The 23311-nt window shown below is 66.6% G+C and carries 24 protein-coding genes; 15 read left to right on the forward strand and 9 right to left on the reverse strand.

What is annotated here, in order from left to right; genetic code table 11:
* Nucleotides 1–105: 105 nt before the first annotated feature.
* Entirely contained in the window at nt 106–726 is a 621-nt protein-coding gene (locus AAHM44_RS20125) for a DJ-1/PfpI family protein (RefSeq protein WP_342251096.1), read from the reverse strand.
* Between the two features lie 89 nt (nt 727–815).
* Between AAHM44_RS20125 and AAHM44_RS20130 the strand changes: the two genes are divergently transcribed.
* Nucleotides 816–1211, forward strand: coding sequence for a hypothetical protein (locus tag AAHM44_RS20130; RefSeq protein ID WP_269574795.1), 396 nt, complete (start codon nt 816–818; stop codon nt 1209–1211).
* A 163-nt stretch (nt 1212–1374) separates the two neighbouring features.
* Here AAHM44_RS20130 and AAHM44_RS20135 read toward each other — a convergent pair whose 3' ends face one another.
* From AAHM44_RS20135 to AAHM44_RS20155, 5 genes are all read right to left on the reverse strand, one after another.
* Nucleotides 1375–1767, reverse strand: coding sequence for a DUF1801 domain-containing protein (locus AAHM44_RS20135; RefSeq protein ID WP_269574794.1), 393 nt, complete (start codon nt 1765–1767; stop codon nt 1375–1377).
* Nucleotides 1764–1949, reverse strand: a complete 186-nt coding sequence (locus tag AAHM44_RS20140) for a hypothetical protein (protein ID WP_342251097.1) — start codon at nt 1947–1949, stop codon at nt 1764–1766. The genes AAHM44_RS20135 and AAHM44_RS20140 overlap by 4 nt, the downstream gene beginning before the upstream one ends.
* 142 nt (nt 1950–2091) lie before the next feature.
* Nucleotides 2092–3471, reverse strand: coding sequence for an SPOR domain-containing protein (locus tag AAHM44_RS20145; RefSeq protein WP_342251098.1), 1380 nt, complete (start codon nt 3469–3471; stop codon nt 2092–2094).
* Nucleotides 3472–3481: 10 nt separating this feature from the next.
* On the reverse strand, nt 3482–4090 hold the full coding sequence (locus AAHM44_RS20150; RefSeq protein WP_342251099.1) for a hypothetical protein: 609 nt from the start codon (nt 4088–4090) through the stop codon (nt 3482–3484).
* Complete coding sequence (locus tag AAHM44_RS20155) at nt 4090–4803, reverse strand: ParA family protein (protein ID WP_269574791.1); 714 nt, start codon at nt 4801–4803, stop codon at nt 4090–4092. The genes AAHM44_RS20150 and AAHM44_RS20155 overlap by 1 nt, the downstream gene beginning before the upstream one ends.
* A gap of 174 nt (nt 4804–4977) precedes the next feature.
* On the opposite strand from AAHM44_RS20155, the gene AAHM44_RS20160 reads away from it, so the two are divergent.
* Together AAHM44_RS20160 and AAHM44_RS20165 are read left to right on the forward strand one after the other, a co-directional pair.
* Entirely contained in the window at nt 4978–5919 is a 942-nt protein-coding gene (locus tag AAHM44_RS20160) for an SPOR domain-containing protein (protein WP_342251100.1), read from the forward strand.
* A gap of 255 nt (nt 5920–6174) precedes the next feature.
* Complete coding sequence (locus AAHM44_RS20165; RefSeq protein WP_269574789.1) at nt 6175–6966, forward strand: MipA/OmpV family protein; 792 nt, start codon at nt 6175–6177, stop codon at nt 6964–6966.
* A 96-nt stretch (nt 6967–7062) separates the two neighbouring features.
* Here AAHM44_RS20165 and serB read toward each other — a convergent pair whose 3' ends face one another.
* Nucleotides 7063–7941 (reverse strand): phosphoserine phosphatase SerB, encoded by an 879-nt coding sequence (gene serB / locus AAHM44_RS20170; RefSeq protein WP_342251114.1) that lies wholly within the window; start codon nt 7939–7941, stop codon nt 7063–7065.
* On the opposite strand from serB, the gene miaA reads away from it, so the two are divergent.
* From miaA to AAHM44_RS20205, 7 genes are all read left to right on the forward strand, one after another.
* Nucleotides 7934–8863 (forward strand): tRNA (adenosine(37)-N6)-dimethylallyltransferase MiaA, encoded by a 930-nt coding sequence (gene miaA / locus AAHM44_RS20175; RefSeq protein ID WP_446746010.1) that lies wholly within the window; start codon nt 7934–7936, stop codon nt 8861–8863. The two genes, serB and miaA, sit on opposite strands and share 8 nt — an antisense overlap.
* Nucleotides 8864–8943: 80 nt before the next feature.
* A complete protein-coding gene (ilvB, locus tag AAHM44_RS20180; protein ID WP_342251102.1) occupies nt 8944–10695 on the forward strand; it encodes a biosynthetic-type acetolactate synthase large subunit in 1752 nt (583 codons plus the stop codon).
* Nucleotides 10696–10699: 4 nt separating this feature from the next.
* On the forward strand, nt 10700–11215 hold the full coding sequence (ilvN, locus tag AAHM44_RS20185; protein WP_184167756.1) for an acetolactate synthase small subunit: 516 nt from the start codon (nt 10700–10702) through the stop codon (nt 11213–11215).
* Nucleotides 11216–11335: 120 nt separating this feature from the next.
* Nucleotides 11336–12355 (forward strand): ketol-acid reductoisomerase, encoded by a 1020-nt coding sequence (gene ilvC / locus AAHM44_RS20190; protein ID WP_184167759.1) that lies wholly within the window; start codon nt 11336–11338, stop codon nt 12353–12355.
* A 359-nt stretch (nt 12356–12714) separates the two neighbouring features.
* Nucleotides 12715–13329: a YceI family protein gene (locus AAHM44_RS20195; RefSeq protein WP_269574785.1), complete on the forward strand. Its 615-nt coding sequence runs from the start codon at nt 12715–12717 to the stop codon at nt 13327–13329.
* Between the two features lie 64 nt (nt 13330–13393).
* Nucleotides 13394–13789 carry a hypothetical protein gene (locus AAHM44_RS20200; protein ID WP_342251103.1) on the forward strand — a complete coding sequence of 132 codons (396 nt, stop codon included), beginning with the start codon at nt 13394–13396 and terminating at the stop codon, nt 13787–13789.
* A gap of 54 nt (nt 13790–13843) precedes the next feature.
* Entirely contained in the window at nt 13844–14446 is a 603-nt protein-coding gene (locus AAHM44_RS20205; RefSeq protein ID WP_342251104.1) for a TMEM175 family protein, read from the forward strand.
* A 117-nt stretch (nt 14447–14563) separates the two neighbouring features.
* On the opposite strand, the gene AAHM44_RS20210 is transcribed toward AAHM44_RS20205, so the two are convergent.
* Nucleotides 14564–17245 carry a TonB-dependent receptor domain-containing protein gene (locus tag AAHM44_RS20210; RefSeq protein ID WP_342251105.1) on the reverse strand — a complete coding sequence of 894 codons (2682 nt, stop codon included), beginning with the start codon at nt 17243–17245 and terminating at the stop codon, nt 14564–14566.
* Between the two features lie 232 nt (nt 17246–17477).
* Here AAHM44_RS20210 and folE point away from each other — a divergent pair, with 232 nt between their 5' ends.
* Genes folE through AAHM44_RS20225 form a run of 3 tightly spaced genes read left to right on the forward strand, consistent with a single transcriptional unit; the run spans nt 17478 to nt 19205 of the window.
* A complete protein-coding gene (gene folE / locus AAHM44_RS20215) occupies nt 17478–18098 on the forward strand; it encodes a GTP cyclohydrolase I FolE (protein ID WP_269574781.1) in 621 nt (206 codons plus the stop codon).
* A complete protein-coding gene (locus AAHM44_RS20220; RefSeq protein ID WP_342251106.1) occupies nt 18098–18862 on the forward strand; it encodes an SDR family oxidoreductase in 765 nt (254 codons plus the stop codon). Before folE ends, AAHM44_RS20220 begins: the two co-directional genes overlap by 1 nt.
* Nucleotides 18855–19205: a dihydroneopterin aldolase gene (locus AAHM44_RS20225; protein ID WP_342251107.1), complete on the forward strand. Its 351-nt coding sequence runs from the start codon at nt 18855–18857 to the stop codon at nt 19203–19205. Before AAHM44_RS20220 ends, AAHM44_RS20225 begins: the two co-directional genes overlap by 8 nt.
* Here the strand turns inward: AAHM44_RS20225 and AAHM44_RS20230 are convergent, their stop codons facing one another.
* A complete protein-coding gene (locus tag AAHM44_RS20230; RefSeq protein WP_342251108.1) occupies nt 19206–20363 on the reverse strand; it encodes a GGDEF domain-containing protein in 1158 nt (385 codons plus the stop codon).
* Nucleotides 20364–20520: 157 nt separating this feature from the next.
* On the opposite strand from AAHM44_RS20230, the gene AAHM44_RS20235 reads away from it, so the two are divergent.
* Complete coding sequence (locus AAHM44_RS20235) at nt 20521–21648, forward strand: zinc-binding dehydrogenase (RefSeq protein ID WP_342251109.1); 1128 nt, start codon at nt 20521–20523, stop codon at nt 21646–21648.
* 128 nt (nt 21649–21776) lie between these two features.
* Entirely contained in the window at nt 21777–23309 is a 1533-nt protein-coding gene (locus tag AAHM44_RS20240) for a hypothetical protein (protein ID WP_342251110.1), read from the forward strand.
* Nucleotides 23310–23311 lie beyond the last annotated feature (2 nt).

Here is a 23311-nt window from a genome sequence, read left to right on the forward strand (position 1 = left end):
AGCCGTAGACCGCGGCCCTCCCCGTCATCCCGGCGAAAGCGGGGATCTCAGGCGAAGGCGCGGGGAAAGAGCCGCACGAGATCCCGGCGTTCGCCGGGATGACGGTTACGCAGCGACCCTCTCGCCCGCCCCGACAAACACCCCGATCACCCCCATCGCTCGCTCAACGTACAATTCCTTCTCCCCCACCGGCGCGACGTAATGGATCGCCGCCTCGGCATCGGCGAGCGAAGAACCCCGCGCGATCATCCAGCTCGCCAGATATTGCGAGGCCAGGCAGCCGCCAGCGGTCGCGACATTGCCATGCGCCACGAACGGCGCGTCGATCACCTCGACGCCCGCCTCGATCACCCAGGGCTTGGTGGTAAGGTCGGTGCAGGCCGGCAGCGAACCGATCAGCCCGAGCTTCGCGAGCAGCAGCGTGCCCGAGCATTGCGCCCCGATCAGCTGGCGCGCCGGATCAAGCCGGATCCGCGCAAGCATCTCCGCATCCGCCGCGATCTCGCGCGTGCGAAAGCCGCTGCCGATCAGCACCGCATCTGCCTCGGCGGCGAACTCCAACGGCTTCTGCGCGGTGACCGTAACGCCATTCATCGAGGTGACCTGCCCAGTCGGGCAGGTGATGTGGGCCATCCAGCCCTTGGCCTTCATCCGGTTAAGGATCGCCGCCGCGACGAAGCTGTCGAGCTCGTTGAACCCGTCGAATGTCAGCACTGCGATCTGCACCTGAAGACTCCCGTAAACCTGTGCTCCTGTCCTATCAGGCGGCATACGGTGCAACCATGCATTAATCGCCTCGGCCTAGGCAGCCTGTTATGGCTATTCCTATAAAAACCGCCGCACTGCTCACGGGATCGCTTTTCGCTGCCGGCTGCGCCTCCGGACAAGCCGACGGCCTCAACCCGAAGAACAAGCTCCACTGCGCGGTCGTGCTGGGCGTCGCCGGCCAGAATGCCGAGCGCACCAATGCCCCCGCAGAGGCGCGGCGCGCGTTCTTCGTCGGCAATTCCTGGTACACGCAGCGCCTGCCCGAGCGCACGCTGGAAACTTCCGAGGCGAAACAGGCACTGGCACTGGCCCGCCAGGATCTCGCCGCCCTCGAGCCGATCGCCAAAGCCTGTATCGACCGCGCCACGCGCGAAGCGGGCTTCAAGGGCTTCCGCCGCCGGATCGGCGCGATGTACGACGAGGCCGACGCCGCGCGGCGGTGATGGGGCTAGGCCAAATACCCTTCGCCCCAGCATTTCTTCTCCGTGAACCCCGCCCTTGTTCGTCATCCCCGCGAAGGCGGGGATCCATTCTGGCTGACTGAAGAGAGTCTCATTACCCTCGGCGGCAACGGATCCCCCCCTTCGCGGGGATGACGGACGGAACCTACTTCTTCCGCCGCGCCGGCTTCGCCAGATTCGCCGCCACCGCCTCGCGGATCAGCGCCGTCAGCGCCGCTTCGTCGATCGTTTCGCCTTCATGGATGTCGATCGCACGGCGCACATTCCCGTCCAGGCTCGAATTGAACAGACCCGTAGGGTCTTCCAGCGAAGCGCCCTTGGCGAAGGTGAGCTTCACCGCTGCCTTGTAGGTCTCGCCGGTGCAGATAATCCCGGCATGCTCCCACACCGGAACGCCGCGCCACTTCCACGTCTCCTCCACCTCCGGATCGGCCGCGTGGATGATCGCGCGCACCTTCGCCAGCGTCGCGCCGCGCCAGTCGTCCAGCGCCGCGATGCGGGCGTCGATCTGCTCGACGGCGGTCTTGTCCTCGCTCATGCGTTCCTCGCGAAATAGGGCTTGGCGAACATGTAGAGCCCCGTCGGCAACAGCACCAGCAGCGGCGCCACCGCGAGCAGCCCCAGCCACTGCGCGTTGCTCTGCAGGATCACCGCGATGATGTTCACGACCGCGGCGATGCTGAAAATGAACCCGCTCCAGCGGTGGACCTGGCGTAGCATGGCATATCCTCCCTCGAATACATAACCTTCTGGCTATGCATTTCTCATAACCATCGAGTTATGCGTCCGTCAAGCCCAACGAAAAAGGCCGGGACGTCGCCGCCCCGGCCTTTCCTGTTTCCCGATGGGAGTGGGAAATTCGTTAGCGTGAGGCGAGGCGCGTGCCCGGCTTCACCCAGGCGGCAGTCGCATCGCCCGCGCCCGCGCGGACGAAGCAGGTCTGGCCGCTCGACTTGATCTGCTGGCACAGCGCGTTGGCGCCGCTGCGGTCATAGCCGCCCACCGACAGGCGATAGAAATTGCCCGCCTTGGTCGAGACCTTGGCGCCGTAGGGCGTCTGGCCCACAAGGCCCGGAACGCGATCGTCCATGCGGTTCCACGCATCGCGCGCCACCGCCGGGCTCACATAGGCGCCGAGCTGGACATAGAAATTGCCGCGCGCCGGCTTGGCGGTTGCCGCGCTCTTCTCGATCAGGCGCGGCGCCTTGGCGGCAACGGCGACGCTGGGCGCCGAGGCGCGCACCGCGGCGACGGGAACCGACTGCACCACTTCCGCGCGCGGGCCGAACACGACGCCGGCATTGGTGCCGGCCACCGGATTGGCCTCGGTCACCGCCACGGCCGGGGCCGCTGCTGCAACCGCGGTCGAGACGCCGGCCTCGGCGGCAACCGCCTCGGCATTGGCGGGCACGCCCGGCATATAGGTATCGACCGCTTCAGGCACCGGCGCGGTCTGCACCGGCTGCACCGTCGCGGCGGCGAGCATCACATTCTGCTGCGCCAGCGCCAGGCGCACCGGCTGGCCGAGGTCCTGCACCGGCGTGACGTTGAGCAGCGCGGCGACCTGGTCATAGGCGTTGGTCGGGCGGGCGAAGTTCACCCACTGCATCATCCGCGCGTTGAGCTGGTCCGGCGCGACGTCGACCGACGCGACCTGCTTGGCCTCGGCCCAGCGGCCCGAAAGCGCGAGGGCGAGCGCCAGGTTCTGGCGGGTCTTGGCGGTGGCATCCTCGGCGCGAGCGGCCGGGCCCAGGATCTCGACGGCCTTCACCGGATCGCCGGCCAGCGCATAGGCCAGGCCGCGATCGGCGGCGGGGATCGTGTCCTCATGGCTGTCGAGCATCGCGCGCGCGCCCGGCCAGTCGCCACCGGCGATCTTGGCGAGCACCAGGTTGAGCGCGGCGCGCCCGTCGCCCGGGTTAAGCGTCAGCGTGTCGGCCAGCGCCTGGTTCGCCGAGGCGAAGCGGCCGGCGAGCAGATAGGCCTGGCCGAGCAGCGCGCGATATTCGGCGTTCTGCGGGTCGTTGGCCACCGCGGCCTCGGCATGGGCGACGGCGTCCCCCGCCTTGCGTTTCGCGATAGCCTTGCGCGCGGCCCCGGCTTCCTGCGCGGCCTTCTTGGCGTTGGGCGCGTCGGTCGCAAAGGCCGAGAGCGCGAAGCCCTGGGTCGTAATGCCGGCTGCCAGCGTACCGCCGGCGGCCAGTGCCGAAAGGCCGATCACGAGCTTGCTACGGATCTTCATCATCCAGTCCTTACCGGTTCCCGGCCGGGCCGACCTGACGCGCGAGCGTCTCGACCTCGGTCAGCGATTCGAGAAAGGCGTCGAGCGCCTCGGTCACGATCTGCTGCGCCGAACGGTTGGTTACGGCCGATGCGAGGCGCAGTCGCAAATGCCGGTCATTGTCGAGGCGGAGCGTGAACGCCGCCTTTGATTTCTTGGCCACTTCGCGGGCGAGCCGCTCGGCAGCAGCCGGAGCAAGCACCGGGGCCTGCGGAGCGGGAGCCGAAGCCACGACCGGAGCCGGCTCGGCAACCTCCTCCACCAGCGGCGGCAGTGCGGGCACGCGCGGCCGGGTCACCGGTACCGGTGCGGGCACCGGGGCCGGCTGGCTGAACCGCTCGTCGAGCTGCTCGATCTGGCGCAGCACCTGCGGCTTGGGCGCAGGCATCGGCGCCGGCTCGGGCGCGAACTGCTGCGGCTGGGCGCTCTCGTCGCCCATGTCGTTCCAGCCGAGATCGTCCTGGGCGGTCGCCGGGTTCATCCCGACAAAGCCCTGCGGGCGCATCGCCGGCCGCGCCTGGCCCTTGCGGGCGAGCAGGCTCGAGGAGAGCGAAGCGGTGGGTTTAGGCGTGCCGAACATCAGCTCACCACCCGGCGGCCAAAGCCGCCACCCGGGCGCGACGCGCCGAACTGGTTCACCGCGGCCGGAGTCGCGAACACGGTGCGGCGGAAGTTCTTCTCCAGCCGGTCGTTGATATAGGTCCACAGCGCCTCGACCTCGCCGGCCGAGCGCCCGTTCGGGTCGACTTCCATCACGGTGCGGCCGTCGATCATCGAGGCCGCGAAATCGGTGCGGTGATGCAGCGTGATCGGCGCGACCGTGCCGTGCTGCGACAGCGCGACGGCGGCCTCGCTGGTGATCCGCGCCTTGGGCGTCGCGGCATTGACCACGAAGATCAGCGGCTTGCCCGCGCGGTCGCACAGGTCGACCGTGGCGCCCACGGCGCGCAGGTCATGCGGCGACGGGCGGGTCGGAATGACGATGAGCTCGGCCACCGCGATCACGCTCTGGATCGCCATGGTGATCGCCGGCGGGGTATCGATCACCGCCAGCTTGAAACCCTGCTGGCGCAGGATCTCGAGGTCCGAGGCGAGCCGCGCGACCGTGGTCTGCGCGAAAGCCGGAAGATCCGTCTCGCGCTCGTTCCACCAGTCGGCCAGCGAGCCCTGGGGATCGATGTCGATCAGCACGACCGGGCCACAGCCCGCCCGTTCCGCCTGCACGGCGAGATGGCCCGACAAGGTCGTCTTGCCGGATCCGCCTTTCTGCGATGCCAACGCGAGAACGCGCATGAACCCCCTCGAAATACCAGTTACCCGAGCGTGGGGATGCCATGCGGTCGTCTAAGAATGCGTTAACAGCGTTCCGCCCCGGGATTCTCCGGAGAAGACGGGCTAAGGATTTCTTTCACAAATGATGGTTAACTGCCATTTAGCCATTCATCCGGGGTGGGAGTCGAAGGTCGCATGAAGCTGCTTGGGTTGATCGCTGTTGCCGGGCTGGCACTGGCCGCCCCGCTTGCGCTCGCGCAGGACAATCCGGTGAAGGCGGGCGTGGAGGCCTGGGAGCGCGGCGACTACAAGACCGCCGTCGATCGCTGGCGCGGCCCGGCGATGAAGGGCGATGCCGACGCGCAGTTCAACCTCGGCCAGGCCTATAAGCTCGGTCGCGGGGTCAAGGCCGATCTCAACCAGGCCGAGACCTGGTATGGCAAGGCCGCTGCCCAGGGCCATGAGCAGGCCCAGGCCAGCTATGCCCTCGCCCTGTTCGCCAATGGCAAGCGCGATGCCGCCGCGTCGTGGCTCCAGCGCGCCGCCGGCCGCGGCGATCCCCGCGCCCAGTATGTGCTCGGCACCATGTATTTCAACGGCGACATCGTCCAGAAGGACTGGATCCGCGCCTATGCGCTGGTGACCCGCTCCTCGCAGTCGGGCCTGGCCGAGGCCTCGGGCGCGATCGCGCAGATGGACAAGTACATGACCGTGCAGGACCGCCAGGCCGGCCTCGCCCTCGCACGTAAATATGAGGAAGAGGCCAATCGCGCGCCTTTGCCCGGCGGCAACCCGCCGCCCGTCGAAGTCGCCAGTGCCGCGCCGCCGCGCACCGTCCCGATCCGCACGCCGCCGCGCGCCACGCCCACGCCGGTGCCGGCCCCGGTCCGCACCCAGCCCGTCCCTGCAGCCGCTGCGATCCGCGACGGCGGCTGGCGCCTCCAGCTCGGCGCGTTCGGCGATCCCGGCAATGCCCGCAAGCTGTGGAGCCAGGTCGGCGGCCGCTTCCCCGGCCGCTCGGTCAGCTATGTGAAGGCGGGCAGTCTCACCAAGGTGCTGGTCGGCCCGTTCGCCAGCCGCGCCGAGGCGGCAGGTGCCTGCCGCGGCGTCAGCCCCTGCGTGCCGGTCAGCAACTAGCGCCTTCCCATTCTCGTCATCCCGGCCTTGAGCCGGGATCCCGCGAATATTCCCCGTCATCCCCGCGCAGGCGGGGATCCATTGTCACTGAGTACTGTGGGTCTCACCCAAGCCAGCCAGAATGGATCCCCGCCTGCGCGGGGATGACGTTGGAGACTTGGGAAACGGCAAACCCGAACTCGCATTGCCGCAAACCCGAACCGCTTCGGTCATATCGCAGTTGCAACAAAAGCCGGATCGTGGCGTTAGGGCGCAATGATCCGCTTCCTCGCGCTCGCGCCTTTGCTCGCCCTCGCCCTTCCCGCCCATGCGCAGGAAGGAGAGAGCAAGCCGCCCAAGCGCTACCGCGTCTCGCTCGGCCCGCAGCTCTCGCCCAATTATCCGGGTTCGGACAAGGTCCAGCTCAGCCCGCTGGTCGATGTCGCGATCGCCCGCGGCGACGATCCCTTCCCCTTCGAGGCAGCGGATGACAGCTTCGGCTTCGCGGCGTTCAAGTCGGGCGGGTTCGAGATCGGCCCCGCCGCCAATTTCCAGGGCTCGCGCCACCGCAAGGAAGCCGGTGCTCAGATCGACGAGGTCGGCACCACGGTCGAGCTGGGCGGCTATGCCCAATATTGGCTGGCCAGATCGCTGCGCCTCCACACCGAGCTGCGCCAGGGCGTCAACGGCCACAAGGGCCTGATCGGCAGCGCCGGCCTCGACTATGTCATGCGCGACGGCGACAAATGGCTGGTCGCGATCGGCCCGCGCGTCACCCTGTCCGACGCGAAATACCGCCGCGCCTATTTCGACGTCACCCCCGCCGTCGCCGCCCGCACCGGCCTGCCGGTCTACCGGGCAGACGGCAGCGCAGTCCATGCGCTCGGCGTGAGCAGCACCGCCACCCGCCAGTTCAGCCGCCACTGGGGCGTCTACGGCTATGCCCGCTACGACCGTCTGACCGGCGACGGCGCGGATTCACCGCTGACGACGAAGCCCTATGGCAGCCGCGACCAGTTCTCCGGTGGCCTGGGCCTGAGCTTCACCTTCGGCAAGGGCGTGCGCTGAGGCGACGCGCGACTTTCCTCTTCGCCCTCTCCCGCTTTCGCGGGGCACAACCTGGTTCCCCTCCCTGAAAGGAGGGGAACTGGGGAGTGTGGAGCCTCAAGCCTCCACCCAGTCCTTCGCCCCGATCCCCTGCGCGTAGAGCAGCGCGGTCAAATCCCCATGGTCCACCCGCACCCCTGCCGCCGCCGCGACGATCGGCTTGGCGTGGTATGCCACCCCCAGCCCGGCCTCGCGGATCATCGCCAGGTCGTTGGCGCCGTCGCCCACCGCAAGCGTGTCCGAAGCACCCAGCCCCAGCTCGTCCCGCACTGCCAGCAGCGTATCGAGCTTCGTCGCGCTGTCGACGATCGGCTTCTCCACCGCACCCGTCAGCACGCCGCCTTCGATCACCAGCCGGTTGGCGATCATCCGGTGAAAACCGATCTCGCTGCCCACCGGCTCGGCGAACCGCGTGAACCCGCCCGACACCAGCACGCAGGTCGCGCCCCGCGCGCGCATCGTCCGAACCAGCGCCTTGGCCCCCGGCATCAACCGCACCCGCTCGGCCAGGCACTGCTCGATCGCGCTTTCCGAAAGCCCCTTCAAAAGGGCCACCCGCGCATCCAGCGCCGCGCCGAAATCGAGTTCGCCGCGCATCGCCCGCTCGGTAACCTCGGCGACCTGCGCCTTGATCCCCGCGAAATCGGCCAGCTCGTCGATGCACTCGACGGTGATCATCGTCGAATCCATGTCGGCGATCAGCAGCTTCTTCGCGCGCCCCTCGGCCGGCTGCACCGCCACATCGGTGAAGGGGAACGCACCTTCCAAAGCCGCCCGCGCCGCATCAGGATGCACCCTGAATTCCAGGTCCGCTGCGCGGCCCTCATCGATCCAGCGCACGCTTCCGGGTCCGCAATGCACCGAAGCCAGTCGGTCAGCGGCTTCCGAAAGCTGCCCTGCGGCCAGACCATCTGCTATAAGCGTCGCGATGAACATCGGATCCCCTGAACTGCCAATGGTGGCGCTCATCGCAGGGCCGACCGCGAGCGGCAAGTCCGCGCTCGCGCTCGCCCTCGCCGAAAAACACAATGGCGTCGTCATCAACGCGGATTCGATGCAGGTCTATGCCGATCTGCGCGTGCTCACCGCCCGCCCCAGTGTCGAGGAAGAGAAGCGCGCGCCGCACCTGCTGTTCGGCCATGTCGACGGCGCCGAAGCCTATTCGGCCGGGCGCTGGGCGGCGGAGGCGCGGGCCGCGATCCACGAAGCGCATGAAGCCCGCCGCCTCCCCATCCTGGTCGGCGGCACCGGCATGTACATGCGCACCTTGCTCGACGGCATCGCCCCGGTGCCCGAAATCGATTCGCTGATCCGCAGCGAGGTCCGCGCCCTTACCGTCGAACAGGCCCGCGCCGAGCTCATGCGGCTCGATCCCGACGCTGCCACCCGCCTCGGCCCGATCGACACGCTGCGCATCTCGCGCGCGCTCGAAGTCGTGCGCTCCACCGGCAAGCGGCTCGCCGAGTGGCAGGCCGAGCGGCACGGCGGGATCGGCCACGAGATCCGCGTCGCCGCGACCATCCTGCTGCCCGACAAGACCTGGCTCGCCGACCGGATCGATCGCCGCTTCCGCCACATGGTCAATGTCGCCCAGGCGGAGGTCGAGGCGCTGCTCGCCCGCACCGACGTGCCCGACGACGCCCCGGTGCTGCGCGCGATCGGCGTGCGCGAGATCGGCCTGGCGCTCGCCGGCGAGAGTAACCTCGACGAGGCGCATTTCGCTGGCTCCCTCGCCACCCGCCAGTACGCCAAGCGCCAATACACCTGGTTCCGCCGCCAGCCTCCGCCGGAATGGGAGCGCACGGATGAGACACAAACAAACAGACTCGTCGAGCAATTCGAAAGAAAATTGCTATAATTCGGCTTGACGTGTAGTTTTCGTGCGGGTAGCAGCGCCCTTCGGCGGTGTTTCCCGCACCGCAACAAACGGAGGCCGATGTGACGACCGAGAAGAGTGGAGCAGACATCCTGATCGAGACGCTGAGCGATCTCGGTGTGGAAGTCGTGTTCGGCTATCCCGGCGGTGCCGTGCTTCCGATCTATGATGCGATCTTCAAGCAGGACCGCATCAAACATATTCTTGTCCGCCATGAGCAGGCGGCGACGCACGCGGCGGAGGGCTATGCCCGCGCCACCGGCAAGCCGGGCGTCGTCCTCGTCACCTCGGGCCCGGGCGCGACCAATGCCGTCACCGGGATCACCGATGCGCTGATGGATTCGATCCCGATGGTCGTCATCACCGGCCAGGTGCCGACGGCGCTGATCGGCACCGATGCCTTCCAGGAAGCGGACACGGTCGGCATCACCCGCCACTGCTCGAAGCATAATTACCTGGTGAAGGATCCCGCCCGGCTCGAGCCGACGATCCGCGAGGCCTTCTATATCGCAACTTCCGGCCGCCCCGGCCCGGTCGTGATCGACATCCCCAAGGACGTCCAGGTCGCCACCGCACGGCGCGGCGAGAATGCGCCGATCTCGCACAAGACCTATCGTCCGCAGACCGAGCCGGACATGGTCTCGATCGAGCGCGCGGTCGATATGCTCGCCGCCGCCGAGCGCCCGATCTTCTACACCGGCGGCGGAATCATCAATTCCGGACCCGAAGCTTCGCGCCTGCTGCGCCAGCTCGCCGATGTAACGGGCGCGCCTGTTACATCGACGCTGATGGGCCTCGGCGCCTTCCCCGCTTCGGACGACAAGTGGCTGGGAATGCTGGGGATGCACGGCACGTACGAGGCCAATCTGGCGATGAACCAGGCCGACCTCATCATCGCCCTGGGCGCCCGTTTCGATGACCGCGTCACCGGCCGTCTGGACGCCTTTTCGCCGAACAGTGCAAAGATCCACGTCGATATTGACCGTTCGAGTATCAACAAGAACGTTCGCGTCGACCTGCCCATCGTGGCGGACGTCGGTTCGGCGATGCGGGCGATGCTCGATACGTGGCACCTTCGCCACCATCCGAAGCCGGACCTGTCCGAATGGTGGAGCCGTATCCATGGCTGGCGCCAGGTCGGCTGCCTCGAGTTCCAGGAGAGCGATCCCCAGACCATCATGCCCCAGCGCGCCATCCGCGCGCTGTGGGAGGCGACCAGGGACCAGTCCCCGATCATCACCACCGAAGTCGGCCAGCACCAGATGTGGGCGGCCCAGCATTTCCACTTCGATGATCCCAACAAGTGGCTGACTTCGGGTGGTTTGGGCACGATGGGCTATGGCCTGCCGGCCGCGATCGGCGCTCAGCTCGGCAACCCCGACCGGCTGGTCATCGACATCGCCGGCGAGGCCTCGATCCAGATGAACATCCAGGAGCTGGCCACCGCGACCCAGTACCGGCTGCCGGTCAAGATCTTCATCCTGAACAACGAATATATGGGCATGGTCCGCCAGTGGCAGGAGCTGACCTACCAGTCGCGCTATTCGGAGAGCTACTCGGACGCCCTCCCGGATTTCGTAAAGCTGGCAGAGGCTTATGGCTGGAAGGGCATCCGCATCGAGACGCGCGACCAGCTCGACGCCGGCATCGCCGAGATGCTGGCCTATGACGGTCCGGTGGTGGTCGATTGCCGCGTGGCCAAGCTCGCCAACTGCTTCCCGATGATCCCGTCGGGTGCCGCCCATACCGAAATGCTGCTCCAGTCGGCCGAAGTCTCGGGCGAGATGGACGATGAAGCCAAGGCACTGGTCTGAACCCATGCATATCAAGGAAGAAGCAGTCGAGCGGCACACGCTCGCGGTCATCGTCGACAACGAGCCGGGCATCCTCGCCCGGATCGCCGGCCTGTTCACCGCGCGGGGCTACAACATCTCCTCGCTCACCGTGTCCGAGATCACCGACGACGACCTGATCAGCCGGATCACCATCGTCACCCACGCCTCGGCGCCGGTGATGGAGCAGATCATCGCCCAGCTCGAGCGGCTGGTGCCGGTGCACAAGGTCACCGACCTCACCGCCTTCGGCCAGCATGTCGAGCGCGAGCTGGCGCTGGTGAAGGTGGCGGGCACCGGCGAGCACCGGATCGAGGCGCTGCGCCTCGCCGAGGTCTATCGGGCCCGGGTGGTCGACGCGACCACCTCCAGCTTCGTCTTCGAAGTGACCGGCGGCACCGAGAAGATCGACAAGTTCGTCGAGCTGATGCGCGACCTCGGCCTGGTCGAGATCGCCCGCACCGGCATCGTCGCGATTGCGAGAGGGGCCGAAGCGGCCTGATCGCGTATAACCATTAACCGTCACCCCGGGCTTGACCCGGGGTCCCGCTTTCTCTCGCAGCGGGCAAACAGAAGCGGGACCCCGGCTCAGCGCCGGGGCGACGAAAAGGAAGAACCAATCATGCGCGTTTACTACGATCGCGACGCCGATCTGAACCTGATCTCGAACAAGAAGATCGCCATCCTCGGCTATGGCTCGCAGGGCCACGCCCATGCGCAGAACCTGCGCGACAGCGGCGTCAAGGAAGTCGCGATCGCGCTGCGCCCGGGTTCGCCCTCGGCCGCCAAGGCGGAAGGCGCCGGCTTCAAGGTGCTGCCGAACAAGGAAGCCGCCGCCTGGGCCGACATCCTGATGATCCTCGCACCCGACGAGCACCAGGCCGCGATCTACGAGAACGACATCAAGGGCAATCTCCGCCCCGGTGCCGCCCTCGCCTTCGCGCACGGCCTGAACATCCACTTCGGCCTGATCGAGGCCCCGTCGGACGTGGACGTGATCATGATCGCGCCCAAGGGTCCCGGCCACACCGTGCGCAGCGAATATGCCCGTGGCGGCGGCGTGCCTTGCCTGATCGCGATCCATCAGGACGCATCGGGCAACGCGCATGACATCGCCCTCGCCTATGCCTCGGGCGTCGGCGGCGGCCGTTCGGGCATCATCGAGACCAATTTCCGCGAGGAATGCGAGACCGACCTGTTCGGTGAGCAGGCCGTGCTCTGCGGCGGCGCCACCGCGCTGGTCCAGGCCGGCTTCGAGACGCTGGTCGAGGCCGGCTACGCGCCCGAAATGGCCTATTTCGAGTGCCTCCACGAGCTCAAGCTGATCGTCGACCTGATGTATGAGGGCGGCATCGCCAACATGCGCTACTCGATCTCGAACACCGCCGAGTACGGCGACATCAAGACCGGCCCGCGCATCATCACCGAAGAGACCAAGAAGGAAATGAAGCGCGTCCTCGCCGACATCCAGTCGGGCCGCTTCGTGAAGGACTTCGTGCTCGACAACCGCGCCGGCCAGCCCGAGCTCAAGGCCAGCCGCATCGCCGCCAAGCGTCACCAGATCGAGCAGGTCGGCAGCGAGCTGCGCGCGATGATGCCGTGGATCGGCGCCAACAAGCTGGTCGATCAGACCAAGAACTAATCGCTTTGCCGAGGTCGGCGGTGCGCGCCGGCCTCGGCCCTTTTCTCCGGTGCCGCAATGCGTGCGGCAATCGCTGCCAGGCAGGCCTGCGTGCTGTCATGGCGGGGCTGGGGCAAGTGGAAGAAATATCCCATGGCGCATCTCCCGAAAGCGTCGGGACAGCGTCTCACCGGCATGGCACCGGCGCCAGTGCGGAACTCCCCGGTTGGGAGGCTTCCGGAACCCGCTTTTAGCTCTCTGTTCACCCTGTTCCCGCGCGCCCCCGCTCCGTTTCGGAAACCATGCGTTGCCGCCTTCGGGATTTTCCCGCCGGGCCGGCATCACCACAAAGCGCGCTCCTTCCCCACAGAGGAGTTTCCATGCGCGTTCTCATTGCCGTTGCTCTGCTTGCCGCCACCCCGATCGCTGCCTTCGCCGCCCAGCAGGCGGTCCAGCTCCCTGGCCAGCCCGACACCGCCCGCATCGCGGCCGGCACCTATGCCGTTGACGGCGGCCACACCCAGGTCAGCTACACCGTAGACCATTTCGGCTTCAGCAAGTTCACCGGCCAGGCCGGCGGCGCCACCGGCACGCTCGCCATCGACCCGAAGAAGCCCGCCGACGCCAAGCTCGACGTGACCATTCCGGCCTCGGGCATCGTCACCACCGTCAAGGCGCTCGACGAGCATCTCGGCACCGCCGACTTCTTCGACACCGCGAAGTATCCGGACATCCGCTTCGTCTCGACCAGCGTGGCCGTTCAGGGCACCAGCGCCAGGATCACCGGCAACCTCACCCTGCACGGCGTCACCCGCCCGGTGGTGCTCGACACGAAGTTCGTCGGCGCCGGCGACAACCCGATGACCAAGAAGCTCAACTTCGGCTTCTCGGCGACCGCGAAGATCAAGCGCAGCGATTTCGGCATGGACAAGTACGTCCCCTTCGTCTCGGACGAAGTCGCGCTCGAGATCAACGCGGCATTCACCGCGCAGTAAGACCTCTTCCGATCCAATCGACTGCTCCCGTGGCGCATGATATACGCGCCACGGGAGCATCTCGATGATCGATGACTATCGAACTGCCATGGCGGCGGCCGCGCAACTGGAGGCCGCGGCCGAGGAATTGCAGGCGCTCACCGTCCGCCTGGACAAGCTGGTGCGCAAGCAGGAGCAGTCCGGCAGCTGGTTCGAGGACGACTGGCCGGACAAGTATCGCATTCGCGGGCACGAAGTGGATGGTCCGCTCGAAGCCGGTGCCAAGCTGTTCAAGGAATATCTGTTCATCTACCCCTCCCAGGAGGACAGCTGGCGCGACGGCGGCAGCTATTGGGGAGAGAATGAGAAGACCAACCGGCCGCTCCTCGAGCAATGCGCGGACAAGGCGAGGATCCTGCGGCTCTGCGCCGCGGCGGTGCGTGGCTGGGCAGGCGCCCTGCCCTCCTCACCTTCGGAATAGTTGAGCCGGCACGCATTCGGCGGCATCATGCTCTCCATTATCGGCGGAGGGGCAATGAGCGAGACGGAAGAAGGTCGGGGCGGCGTCAATCGGGTTGAGGCGTTTTCCGACGGCGTGATCGCCATCATCATCACGATCATGGTGCTCGAGATGAAGGCACCGGAGGAACATGGCCTGGCGCACCTCTGGTCGCTCTGGCCGATCTTCACGGCCTATGTGCTCAGCTATGCCTATGTCGCGATCTACTGGGTGAACCACCACCGGCTGTTCGCCCATGCTGCCCGCATCACCAACGCGCTGCTCTGGTCGAACATCGCACTGTTGTTCACCCTGTCGCTGGTGCCCTTCGCCACCGCCTATCTCGGCGAGCAGCATTTCAGCCATGATGCGACCCTGGTCTATATGTGCGTGATGATGCTGCCGAGCTTCGCCTATGTGTGGCTCCAGTCAGTGATCCGCCGCACCGGCCGGCAGGACGCGGCGGCGCAGGACTATCACCAGCATTCGCTGCGCAAGGGGCTGGTCGCCTCGGCGATCTACGCCAGCGGCATCGCCCTCACCTTCGCCAGCCCCTGGGCAGGCCTCGCCTGCGCCGCGCTGGTCGCTATCTTGTGGTTCCTCCCCAAGGGCCCGATCGACGCGCTGTTCGGGGGGTAGCACAAGGCGAACCCCAGCCCTTCCCCGGCCTTCGCCAGGGAAAGGATAAGCACCCCACGAAAAGAAAAGGCGCCCCGGTTTCCCGGAGCGCCCCATCCCTGCCCGCAGGCGTCTCGATCAGAAGCCGAAGCGCAGCCGCGCGCCATAGAAGCGCGGATAGCCCGGATAGCCGTTATAGTTGCCGGTCTGCTCCGGCACGGCGAAGCCCGAGATGAAGTAGAAGGTGTTGGTGATGTTCTCGACGAAGATCTCGCCGCGGATCTTGCCGTCATTGGTCTGCAGGCCAATCGCGCCGTTGAGCAGGCCATAGCCCTCGTTGCGGATCGCGGTGCGGCCGCTGGCGGGGTCCGGATTGCTCGACGGAATGTTGACTTCGCTGTTGTAGCGGAAGTCGAGGTGGATCAGGCCCTTCAGGTTGTCCGCAACCCGCGGCTCCCAGGTCACCGCGCCGGTCACCGTGTGCTTCGGCTGGTTCTGGAACTGGCGGCCTTCCTGGCCCTGCAGCGGCGTGCCGGTGAAGTTGTTCGACTTGGCGTACTGCGCATCGATATAGCTGTAGCCGAGCTGGAAGGTCAGGTTGTTCGCCGGACGGATCGACGATTCGACTTCGACGCCCTTCGAGATGCTCTTGTCGACATTCTGGACGACGAAGTTGTTGCCCGAGAAGACCAGCGACTGCAGCCCGTAGAAGTTCATGTAGAACGCCGCGACGTTCAGCGAGAACGCACGGCTCGGGCTCGCCTTGAAGCCGACTTCGAACGCATCGTTGGTCTCCGCGCCGAAGCGCAGGTCACGGCCCTGGGCGCCGTTGCCGCCGAGCAGCACGGAGTCGAAGGTCGCCTGGTCGAGATTGTAGCCGCCCGACTTGTAGCCGTGATCGTAGCTGCCATAGACCATCAGCTTCGGCGAGAACTTGTAGGCCAGCTTGACGGTGCCGGTGATCTCGTCGTCGGTGAAGCTGTCGGTATAGTTGCCGTTGAACTCGCTGTTCACGGCCGGGTTGCAGCTCAGCAGGTACAGGTTGTTGAAGATGCCGAGCTGGCGCAGCAGGTTCGCATAAGCGGTCGCCGCCGGCTGGCCCGCACGCACATTGTTGAAGAAGGTGCAGCTGCCGGTGTTGCTGTTGATCGACGCCGTCATCGTCTTGCGCTCATGATTCCAGCGCGCGCCGAGGGTCAGCGACAGATTGTCGGTGACGTTGACGATGTTGTGGGTGAACAGCGCGATCGCGTCGGTCTTCACGCCGAACACGTCGTTGTTGTTGCCCTGGCCGGGGGTGGCGCCCGGCAGCGGCGAGGCGGCGAGCGCCGCCAGGCCGGTGATCGGCGTGGACGGGAAGCCCGGGATCACGCAGAGCCCGGCCGGTGCTGTGCCCGCCTGGGCGCGGAAGCAGCCGACCAGCGGGGCCAGCGTCGCGCCATAGACGGAGGTCAGCGCCGCCAGCGAGTTCGGCACCGCCGGGTTCAGGAACACCGCGCCCGGCGTCGGCACCGTCGGGCCGAGCGAACCGTAGAATTGCACCTTGCCGCCGAAGGACGGGCCGGCCAGCGCATTGAACACCGAGTCGACATAGAGGTTGGCGTCGTTGCCGAAGCGCACCGTGTCGGTCAGGTCGTTCTTCTCGTTCAGGTAGAAGCCGCCGACCAGCCAGTCGAGCGCGCCGTTGAAGGCCGAGCCCTGCAGGCGGATTTCCTGGGTGAAGTCCTTGAGCTCGGTGCGGTAATTGTCGCGATAGGCGCGATCGATGCCCGAGAAGTCGATGTCCTGGCTGCGCAGCGCGCGCCAGTCGCGATAGGCGGTGATCGAGGTCAGCTTGACGTCGCCCAGATCCCAGTTGAGCTCGCCCGAGAAGCCCCAGTCCTTCACCTTCTCGCCATAGTTGCGGTTAGGCGATGCGGCCTGGATGCGGTCGCTGGGCGGGCCGGTATAGATGCCGGTGCGGCCCTGCGAGGCGGCGATGCCGTTGATGACCTGCGCCATCGGCCCGCGGACCACCGACACGGTGGCGCAGCAGACTTCGTCGGTCTGGTAATAGTCGGCGATCAGGCGGAAGGTGATGTCGCCCTTGTCGAGCAGCGCCTGGCCGCGCAGCGCCCAGCGATCGACGTCGTTGAAACGGCGGTTGCTGTTGGCGTCCTTGATATAGCCGTCACGCTTCCGGTAGCTGCCATCGAGGCGCAGCGCGAGGGACTCGCTCACCGGTCCGGTGATTGCGCCCTTGACGCCATAGGCGTTGTAGTTGCCGTACGAGCCCTCGACATAGCCGTGCGTCTCGAACTGCGGCAGCGCGGTGTAGATGCTCAGCGCGCCGGCAGAGGTGTTGCGGCCGAACAGCGTGCCCTGCGGGCCGCGCAGTACTTCGACGCGCTCCAGCTCGGGCAGTTCGGAGATGGCGACACCGGCACGGGCGCGGAACACGCCGTCGATGAACACGCCGACCGCCGGCTCGAAGCCGGGATTGTCGCCGCCGGTGGTGATGCCGCGCAGGTAGATGGTGGTGCCGGTCGCCGAAGACTGGCCGGTCGAGCTCTGGATCGACGGGGCGAGCTGCTCGAGGTCGCGGACATTGTCGACGCCCGAATTCTGCAGTTCCTGCGCGCCGATGGCGGTGATCGCGATCGGCACGTCCTGCACCGTCTCGTTACGGCGGGTCGCCGTCACGATGATCTCGTTCGAGGACTGATATTCCTGGCTGTCGTCCGACGGCGCGGGCGCCGGCGTGGTCTGCTGCTGGGCAAAGGCGGGCGTCGCGAAAAACAGCGTAAGCGCAGTCGCCGCGAGCAAGTCGAGCTTCTTCATCGGGTGCAATCCCCCTCCTCTGGGTGCCGGCCGGCTTGTACCGGTCGCGACGTTGCTTTTATCGGGGACGAAACTAACGCTGCATTTTTGAGCCCGTCAACGGGGATAAGGGTCGGAACTCTGCGGTTTTCGGCCCTTTTTCCCGGGGAGATACAGTTGAGCCACACCCGGTTTCTGCAAGAAGCGCAGATGCCGTAGCGTAAAGGCCGAACGCGGTCAGGAAGAGACGAAAATGGTGCATGATCACGAGGACCCCGAAGACGGCGATATTGTCGCATCGCCGCCCAAGATTCCGGTCCCCGACGAAGTTGCGGACGCGATCCGCACGCTGATCCGCTGGGCCGGCGACGATCCCAGCCGCGAAGGACTGCTCGACACGCCCCAGCGCGTCGCCCGTGCGTGGAAGGAATATTGCGCCGGCTATGACGAGGACCCCGCCCACCATCTGAACCGGGTGTTCGAGGAAGTCGGCGGCTATGACGACATCGTCCTGCTGAACGGCATTCCCTTCCAGTCGCACTGCGAGCACCACATGGCGCCGATTACTGGCAAGGCCTCGATCGCCTATCTGCCCAAGGACCGCGTCGTCGGCATCTCCAAGCTCGCCCGCGTGCTTCACGGCTTCGCCCGCCGGCTGCAGGTCCAGGAGCGGCTCACCGCGCAGGTGGCCGACTGCATCTGGGAGCGGCTCCAGCCCCAGGGCGTCGCGGTGGTGATCGAGGCGACGCATGGCTGCATGACCGCGCGCGGCGTGCGCACCCCCGGCGTCGGCATGGTCACCAGCCGCATGATGGGCGTGTTCCGCGACGATGAGCGCAGCCGCCAGGAAGTGCTCAAGCTGATGGGCTATTGATGCGGATACTGGTTACCGGCGGCGCGAAGCGGATTGGCGCGGGCATAGCCCGCCGGCTCGCCTTGCGCGGCCACCAGGTGGCGATCCACCACCACCACGCTCCTGAGGAAGCCGAAGCCCTGCGCGCCCAGATCGCCGCGGAGGGCGGCTCCGCCTGCGTGGTGACCGGCGAGCTTGCCGAAGCCGCCACCGCCCCCGCCCTGATCGCCGCCGCCCGGGAAGGACTTGGCGGCCCGGTCGAGGGGCTGGTCAACAATGCCTCGCAATTCGCCTGGGACGCGCTGCCGCTCACCGACTTCGCCCTGCTCGACCAGCATATGCGCGTGAACTGCGGCGCCCCCGTCGCCCTCGCCTCGGCCCTGGCGGCACAGGACGACCTCGATCAGGGCGCGGTGGTCAATTTGCTCGACCAGAAGCTGGCCAACCTCAACCCGGACTTCCTCACCTACACGCTGAGCAAGGCGGCGCTCGCCACCGCGACCGAGCTGCTCGCCCGCGGCCTCGCCCCGCGCATCCGGGTCAATGCCGTCTCGCCCGGCCTCACCCTCCCCAGCCTCGACCAGACCGCGGAGGAGTTCGCCGAGCACGCCCGGCAGAACCTGCTCCAGCGCCCAGTCGCGCTGGCTGACATTGCCGCCACGGTCGAGATGCTGCTCACGACGCAAAGCATCACCGGGCAGAACATCTTCGTCGATTGCGGCCAGCGCTTCCTGCAGCGCGACGGCGACGTGATGTTCGAAGGCCGGGAGCGCCCCATTGGCTGAGTACACGATCCTGCTCGACGGCCTCGAAGTCGCCATGGGCCTCGGCATCCACCCCGAGGAGCGCGCCGCGCCCCAGCGGGTGACCCTCCACGTCGCGATGACCTGCCGCTACCCCACCCCGCCCGAGGATCGGATCGACGCCGTGGTCGATTACGACTTCCTGCGAGCCGGCATCCGCAAGCTGGTGGAATCGAAGCATTTCGAGCTGCAGGAGACGCTGTGCGACCAGGTCGCCGCGCTGGCGTTCGAGGACCCGCGCGTCGCGAAGGTCAGCGTCCGCTCGATGAAGCTCGACATCTATCCCGACGCCCGCATCGGCTGCGAGATCGTCCGGGAGCGCTGATCAGGCAGCCACCGCCCGGGGCGGCTGCCACACCACCGGCACCAGGCCGAAGGCATGGAACAGCGCGACGCGGTTCCGCCCCTCGCCCTTGGCGCGGTAAAGCGCGACATCGGCACGGATCAGCGCCTCGCCCGGCACTTCGCCCGGCCCGTAATCGGCCACTCCGAAGCTCGCGCTCAGCCTATGATCCGGTGCCATGGCTTCATGCGTGCTGGCATGGAAATGCATCCGCAGCACCTCGGCCAGGCCGGCCGCGTCGTTCGCGCTGTTGCCCGGCAGGAAGATCGCGAACTCCTCGCCGCCCAGCCGTCCGACCTTGAAGCCGGTCGCAGCCAGCACATCGGCGAACAGCCGGATCACCTCATCGCCGACATGATGGCCGTAGCGATCGTTGACCCGCTTGAAATGGTCGATGTCGCAATAGATCACCGCCCCGCCGCGCAGCGGTTCGCGCCGCACCGCCTGCTCGAAGGTCTGGCGATTGAGCACCCCGGTCAAATGGTCACGCTCCGAGCGCAGGCGATATTCGGTAATGATCCCCGCGATGATCTTGGCGAGCAGCAGGAACACCGAAGGCGGGGTCAGCAGCGCCGAGACGAGCAGCAGCCCGCGCTCGAATGCGGTCGGCATGATCTCGGCATAGTGCACGCCGAGCCCGAACAGCGCCGGATAGAGCGGCATGCGCACCAGGAAGAGCGTCGCGATCACCACCATGCAGCCGAGCAGCGCGCGATCGACCCAGCCCTGCGGCCGCCGCGAGAGGTGGACGATCCCGTCGCCCAGCGACAGCGCGCAGGCCAGCTGGAAGGGCATGGTCATCACCACGAAGGGCGCCCGCACCGCGAGCAGCGCCAGCGAGCAGATCACCAGCGAGATGCTCGTGCCGATCACCCGCCAGTGCTGCTTGCCCCCCGTCGAGATGCGCACCGCCTGGCTGAAGCAGAGATAGGCCGGCGGCACGAGCAGCGTCGCGGCGAGCAATTCGCTCTCGCCATGTTGCGCCAACGAGAGCACCAGCATCTCGGTGGTGCCGCACAGCAGCGCCGCCACCATCCAGGACAGCGCGGACTCGCTCCGCATCCCGATCCGGATCGCGCCGACGAGCAATGCCAGCGTCGCAAAGACGCACGCATGCACCAGTGATAGGCTGACGAACAATCCCGATACCCCCGAGCCCCGAACATGGCCGGAAAGGGGTTAACGAGCCCCTTATCGCCCTCCGTATTTTCCCGCAGCGCCGGCTTTGCGCGCGGCCGGGAAGATCGATATCTGGGGCCCGATACGGATCAGACGCGATCGACCACAGGAGAGTGCAATGACGGCCCCGCTGACCAGCCTCGAACTTCGCTCCACGGTATCGAGCGACGGCAAGCTCACGCTCTCGCTCGAGCCCGTCACGCTGGAGGCGCCCGGCCCCGACGACGTCATCGTCAAGGTCGAGGCCGCGCCGATCAACCCGTCCGATCTCGGCCTCCTCCTCGGCCCGGCCGACATGGCGACGCTCGCCGCCGGCGGAACGCCGGACCGCCCCACCCTCACCGCCGAGATCCTCGCCGGCCGGATGGGCGCGATGAAGCCGCGGCTCGATGAGTCGATGGCGGTGGGCAATGAAGGCGCCGGCACGGTGGTCGAGGCCGGCACGAACGTCGCCCATCTGCTCGGCAAGAAGGTCGGCATGCTCGGCGGCTCGATGTACGCCCAGTATCGCAGGATCGCCGCGCGCGACTGCATCCCGCTCCCCGAAGGCGCCACCGCCGCCGACGGCGCCTCGATGTTCGTCAATCCGCTCACCGCGCTCTCGATGGTCGAGACGCTGCGGATGGAGGGCCACAAGGCGCTGGTCCACACCGCCGCCGCCTCGAACCTCGGCCAGATGCTCAACCGCGTCTGCATCGCCGACGGCGTGCCGCTGGTGAACATCGTGCGCAGCGAGGCCCAGGCCGCGATCCTGCGCGAGATCGGTGCCAAGTACATCATCGACAGCAGCGCGCCCGATTTCCGCGAGGCGCTGACCGACGCGATCGCCGAGACCGGCGCCACCCTCGCCTTCGACGCGATCGGCGGCGGCAGGATCGTCAATTCGATCCTCCACGCAATGGAAGCCGCGGCCAATCGCACCGCCACCGCTTATAGCCGCTACGGCTCCTCGACCTGGAAGCAGGTCTATATCTACGGCATGCTCGACACCTCGCCGACCGAGCTCGATCGCGGCTATGGCCTGGCCTGGGGAGTCAGCGGCTTCCTGGTCACGCCCTTCCTGATGAAGCTCGGCCTCGAAGGCACGCTGCGCCTGCGCGCCCGCGTCGCCGCCGAGCTGACCACCACCTTCGCCAGCACCTACACCCAGACGATCTCGCTCGCCGAAGCGCTCGATCCGGCAGTGGTGCAGGCCTATGCGAAGAAGGCGACCGGCGAGAAATACCTGATCGATCCGAGCCGGTAAGTGGCCGAATAACATATTGTCATCCGATCCCTCTCGTTTCCTCCGATGCAAGTTTCGCAAAGGCAGGGAGCAGTTGCGAAGTCATGCGATTGGAGGATATCGCCGGGAAATTCGCTTCGGGGGATTGGATGCGGATCTTTGCTGTGATCTTTTCGCTGGCCGTGTCGCTTCTCGCGCCGGCTATGGCCAACGCCACTTGGCTCGACGCCCGTACCGATCATTTCGTCCTTACGGTCGATGCCAGCGAGGAAGATGCGCGAGCCTTCGCACTCCGGCTCGAGCAGTTCGATCACGCACTGCAGTTGCTTTACGGCGTAACCGACACGCCCGATCGGCGATCGCGGCCGATCCATGTCTATGCCCTGCCGCAGCAGCTTTTCGCCGAGACCTGCCGCTGCGGCCTCACCGTGGCCTATTACAGCCCTCGCGCGACCGGCTCGTTCATCCTCACCCAATATGTTCCGAAGGTGGACCAGAAGTCGCAGATCGGTGGGTGGAGTACGCAGACCCTCCTGCGTCACGAATATAGTCATCATTTCATGTATTCGAATTTCCCGCTCGCCTATCCCTTCTGGTATTCGGAAGGCTTTGCCGAGTTCAACGCCAATGCGTCGTTCGAGAAGGATGGCTCGCTGATCATCGGCTATCCCGCCAACTATCGCGCCGAAGGCCTGCGTAACGGCGGTTTGGGGATGAAGCAGCTCTTCGAACCGGATACCTATGGCTATCCGGACGACATGGACCTTCTTTACGGTCGCGGCTGGTTGCTCACCAACTATCTCATGTTGGGACCACAGCGTAAGGGCCAGTTGGCTAGCTATCTCGCGGCGATGAACAAGGGCGCGCGTAGCTACGCTGCCGCGCAGCAGGCGTTCGGCAACCTCGATACGCTGCGGGACGAACTGGAATCCTATCGAAAGGGTACGCTGGCCGCGCCGCTGCGGATCCCGCCGCCCGCTGCCCCGCTAAACGTCACCATCACCCCATATTCGCCAGGCGCGGCGGAGATCCTGCCAAGCTATCTTCTCATCAAGGACGGCATCGCCAGGAATTATCGATTGGGAACCGCGATGACTGCGGCGAAGATCGCCAGCCGCTACCCGGACGATGCCGTGGTGCAGACACAACTGGCAGAGATCGAGCAATATGCCGGCCGTCTCGATCGAGCCGACGCAGCCGCGGATCGCGCACTTGCTATCCAGCCGAACGGCATCGATGCACTGGTCCGCAAGGGCATGATCGCCAGCGAGCGCGCCGCGAGCGTCAAGCCAGCCGATGCCAAGGCATGGAGCACAGCACGAAGCTGGTTCCTCAAGGCCAATCGCGCCGATCCCAACGCCGTGATGCCCCTCTATCTCTATTATTCGAGCTTCGTCGCAGCAAAAGAAAAGCCCAGCGCCGGGGCAGTCAATGCGCTGCTACGCGCGGCGGTGCTGGCGCCGGAAAGCCGTGACATCCGCCACGCGGCGGCGCGGCAGAAGCTTATCGAGCGCGACGCCGCCACTGCCCGGGACCTGCTCCAGCCAATTGCCTTTGCACCGCACCGCCGCCGCGACCGGAACATCCCGCGAGAAGTGATCACCCTGATCGACGAGGGCAAGATCGACGAAGCGATCGCGCTGATCACTCTCGGGGAAGACAAGGACCGCGAAGGGGACTGAGT

The organism is Sphingomonas sp. OTU376 (genome assembly GCF_038440415.1).
Taxonomy (GTDB): Bacteria; Pseudomonadota; Alphaproteobacteria; order Sphingomonadales; family Sphingomonadaceae; genus Sphingomonas; species Sphingomonas kyeonggiensis_A.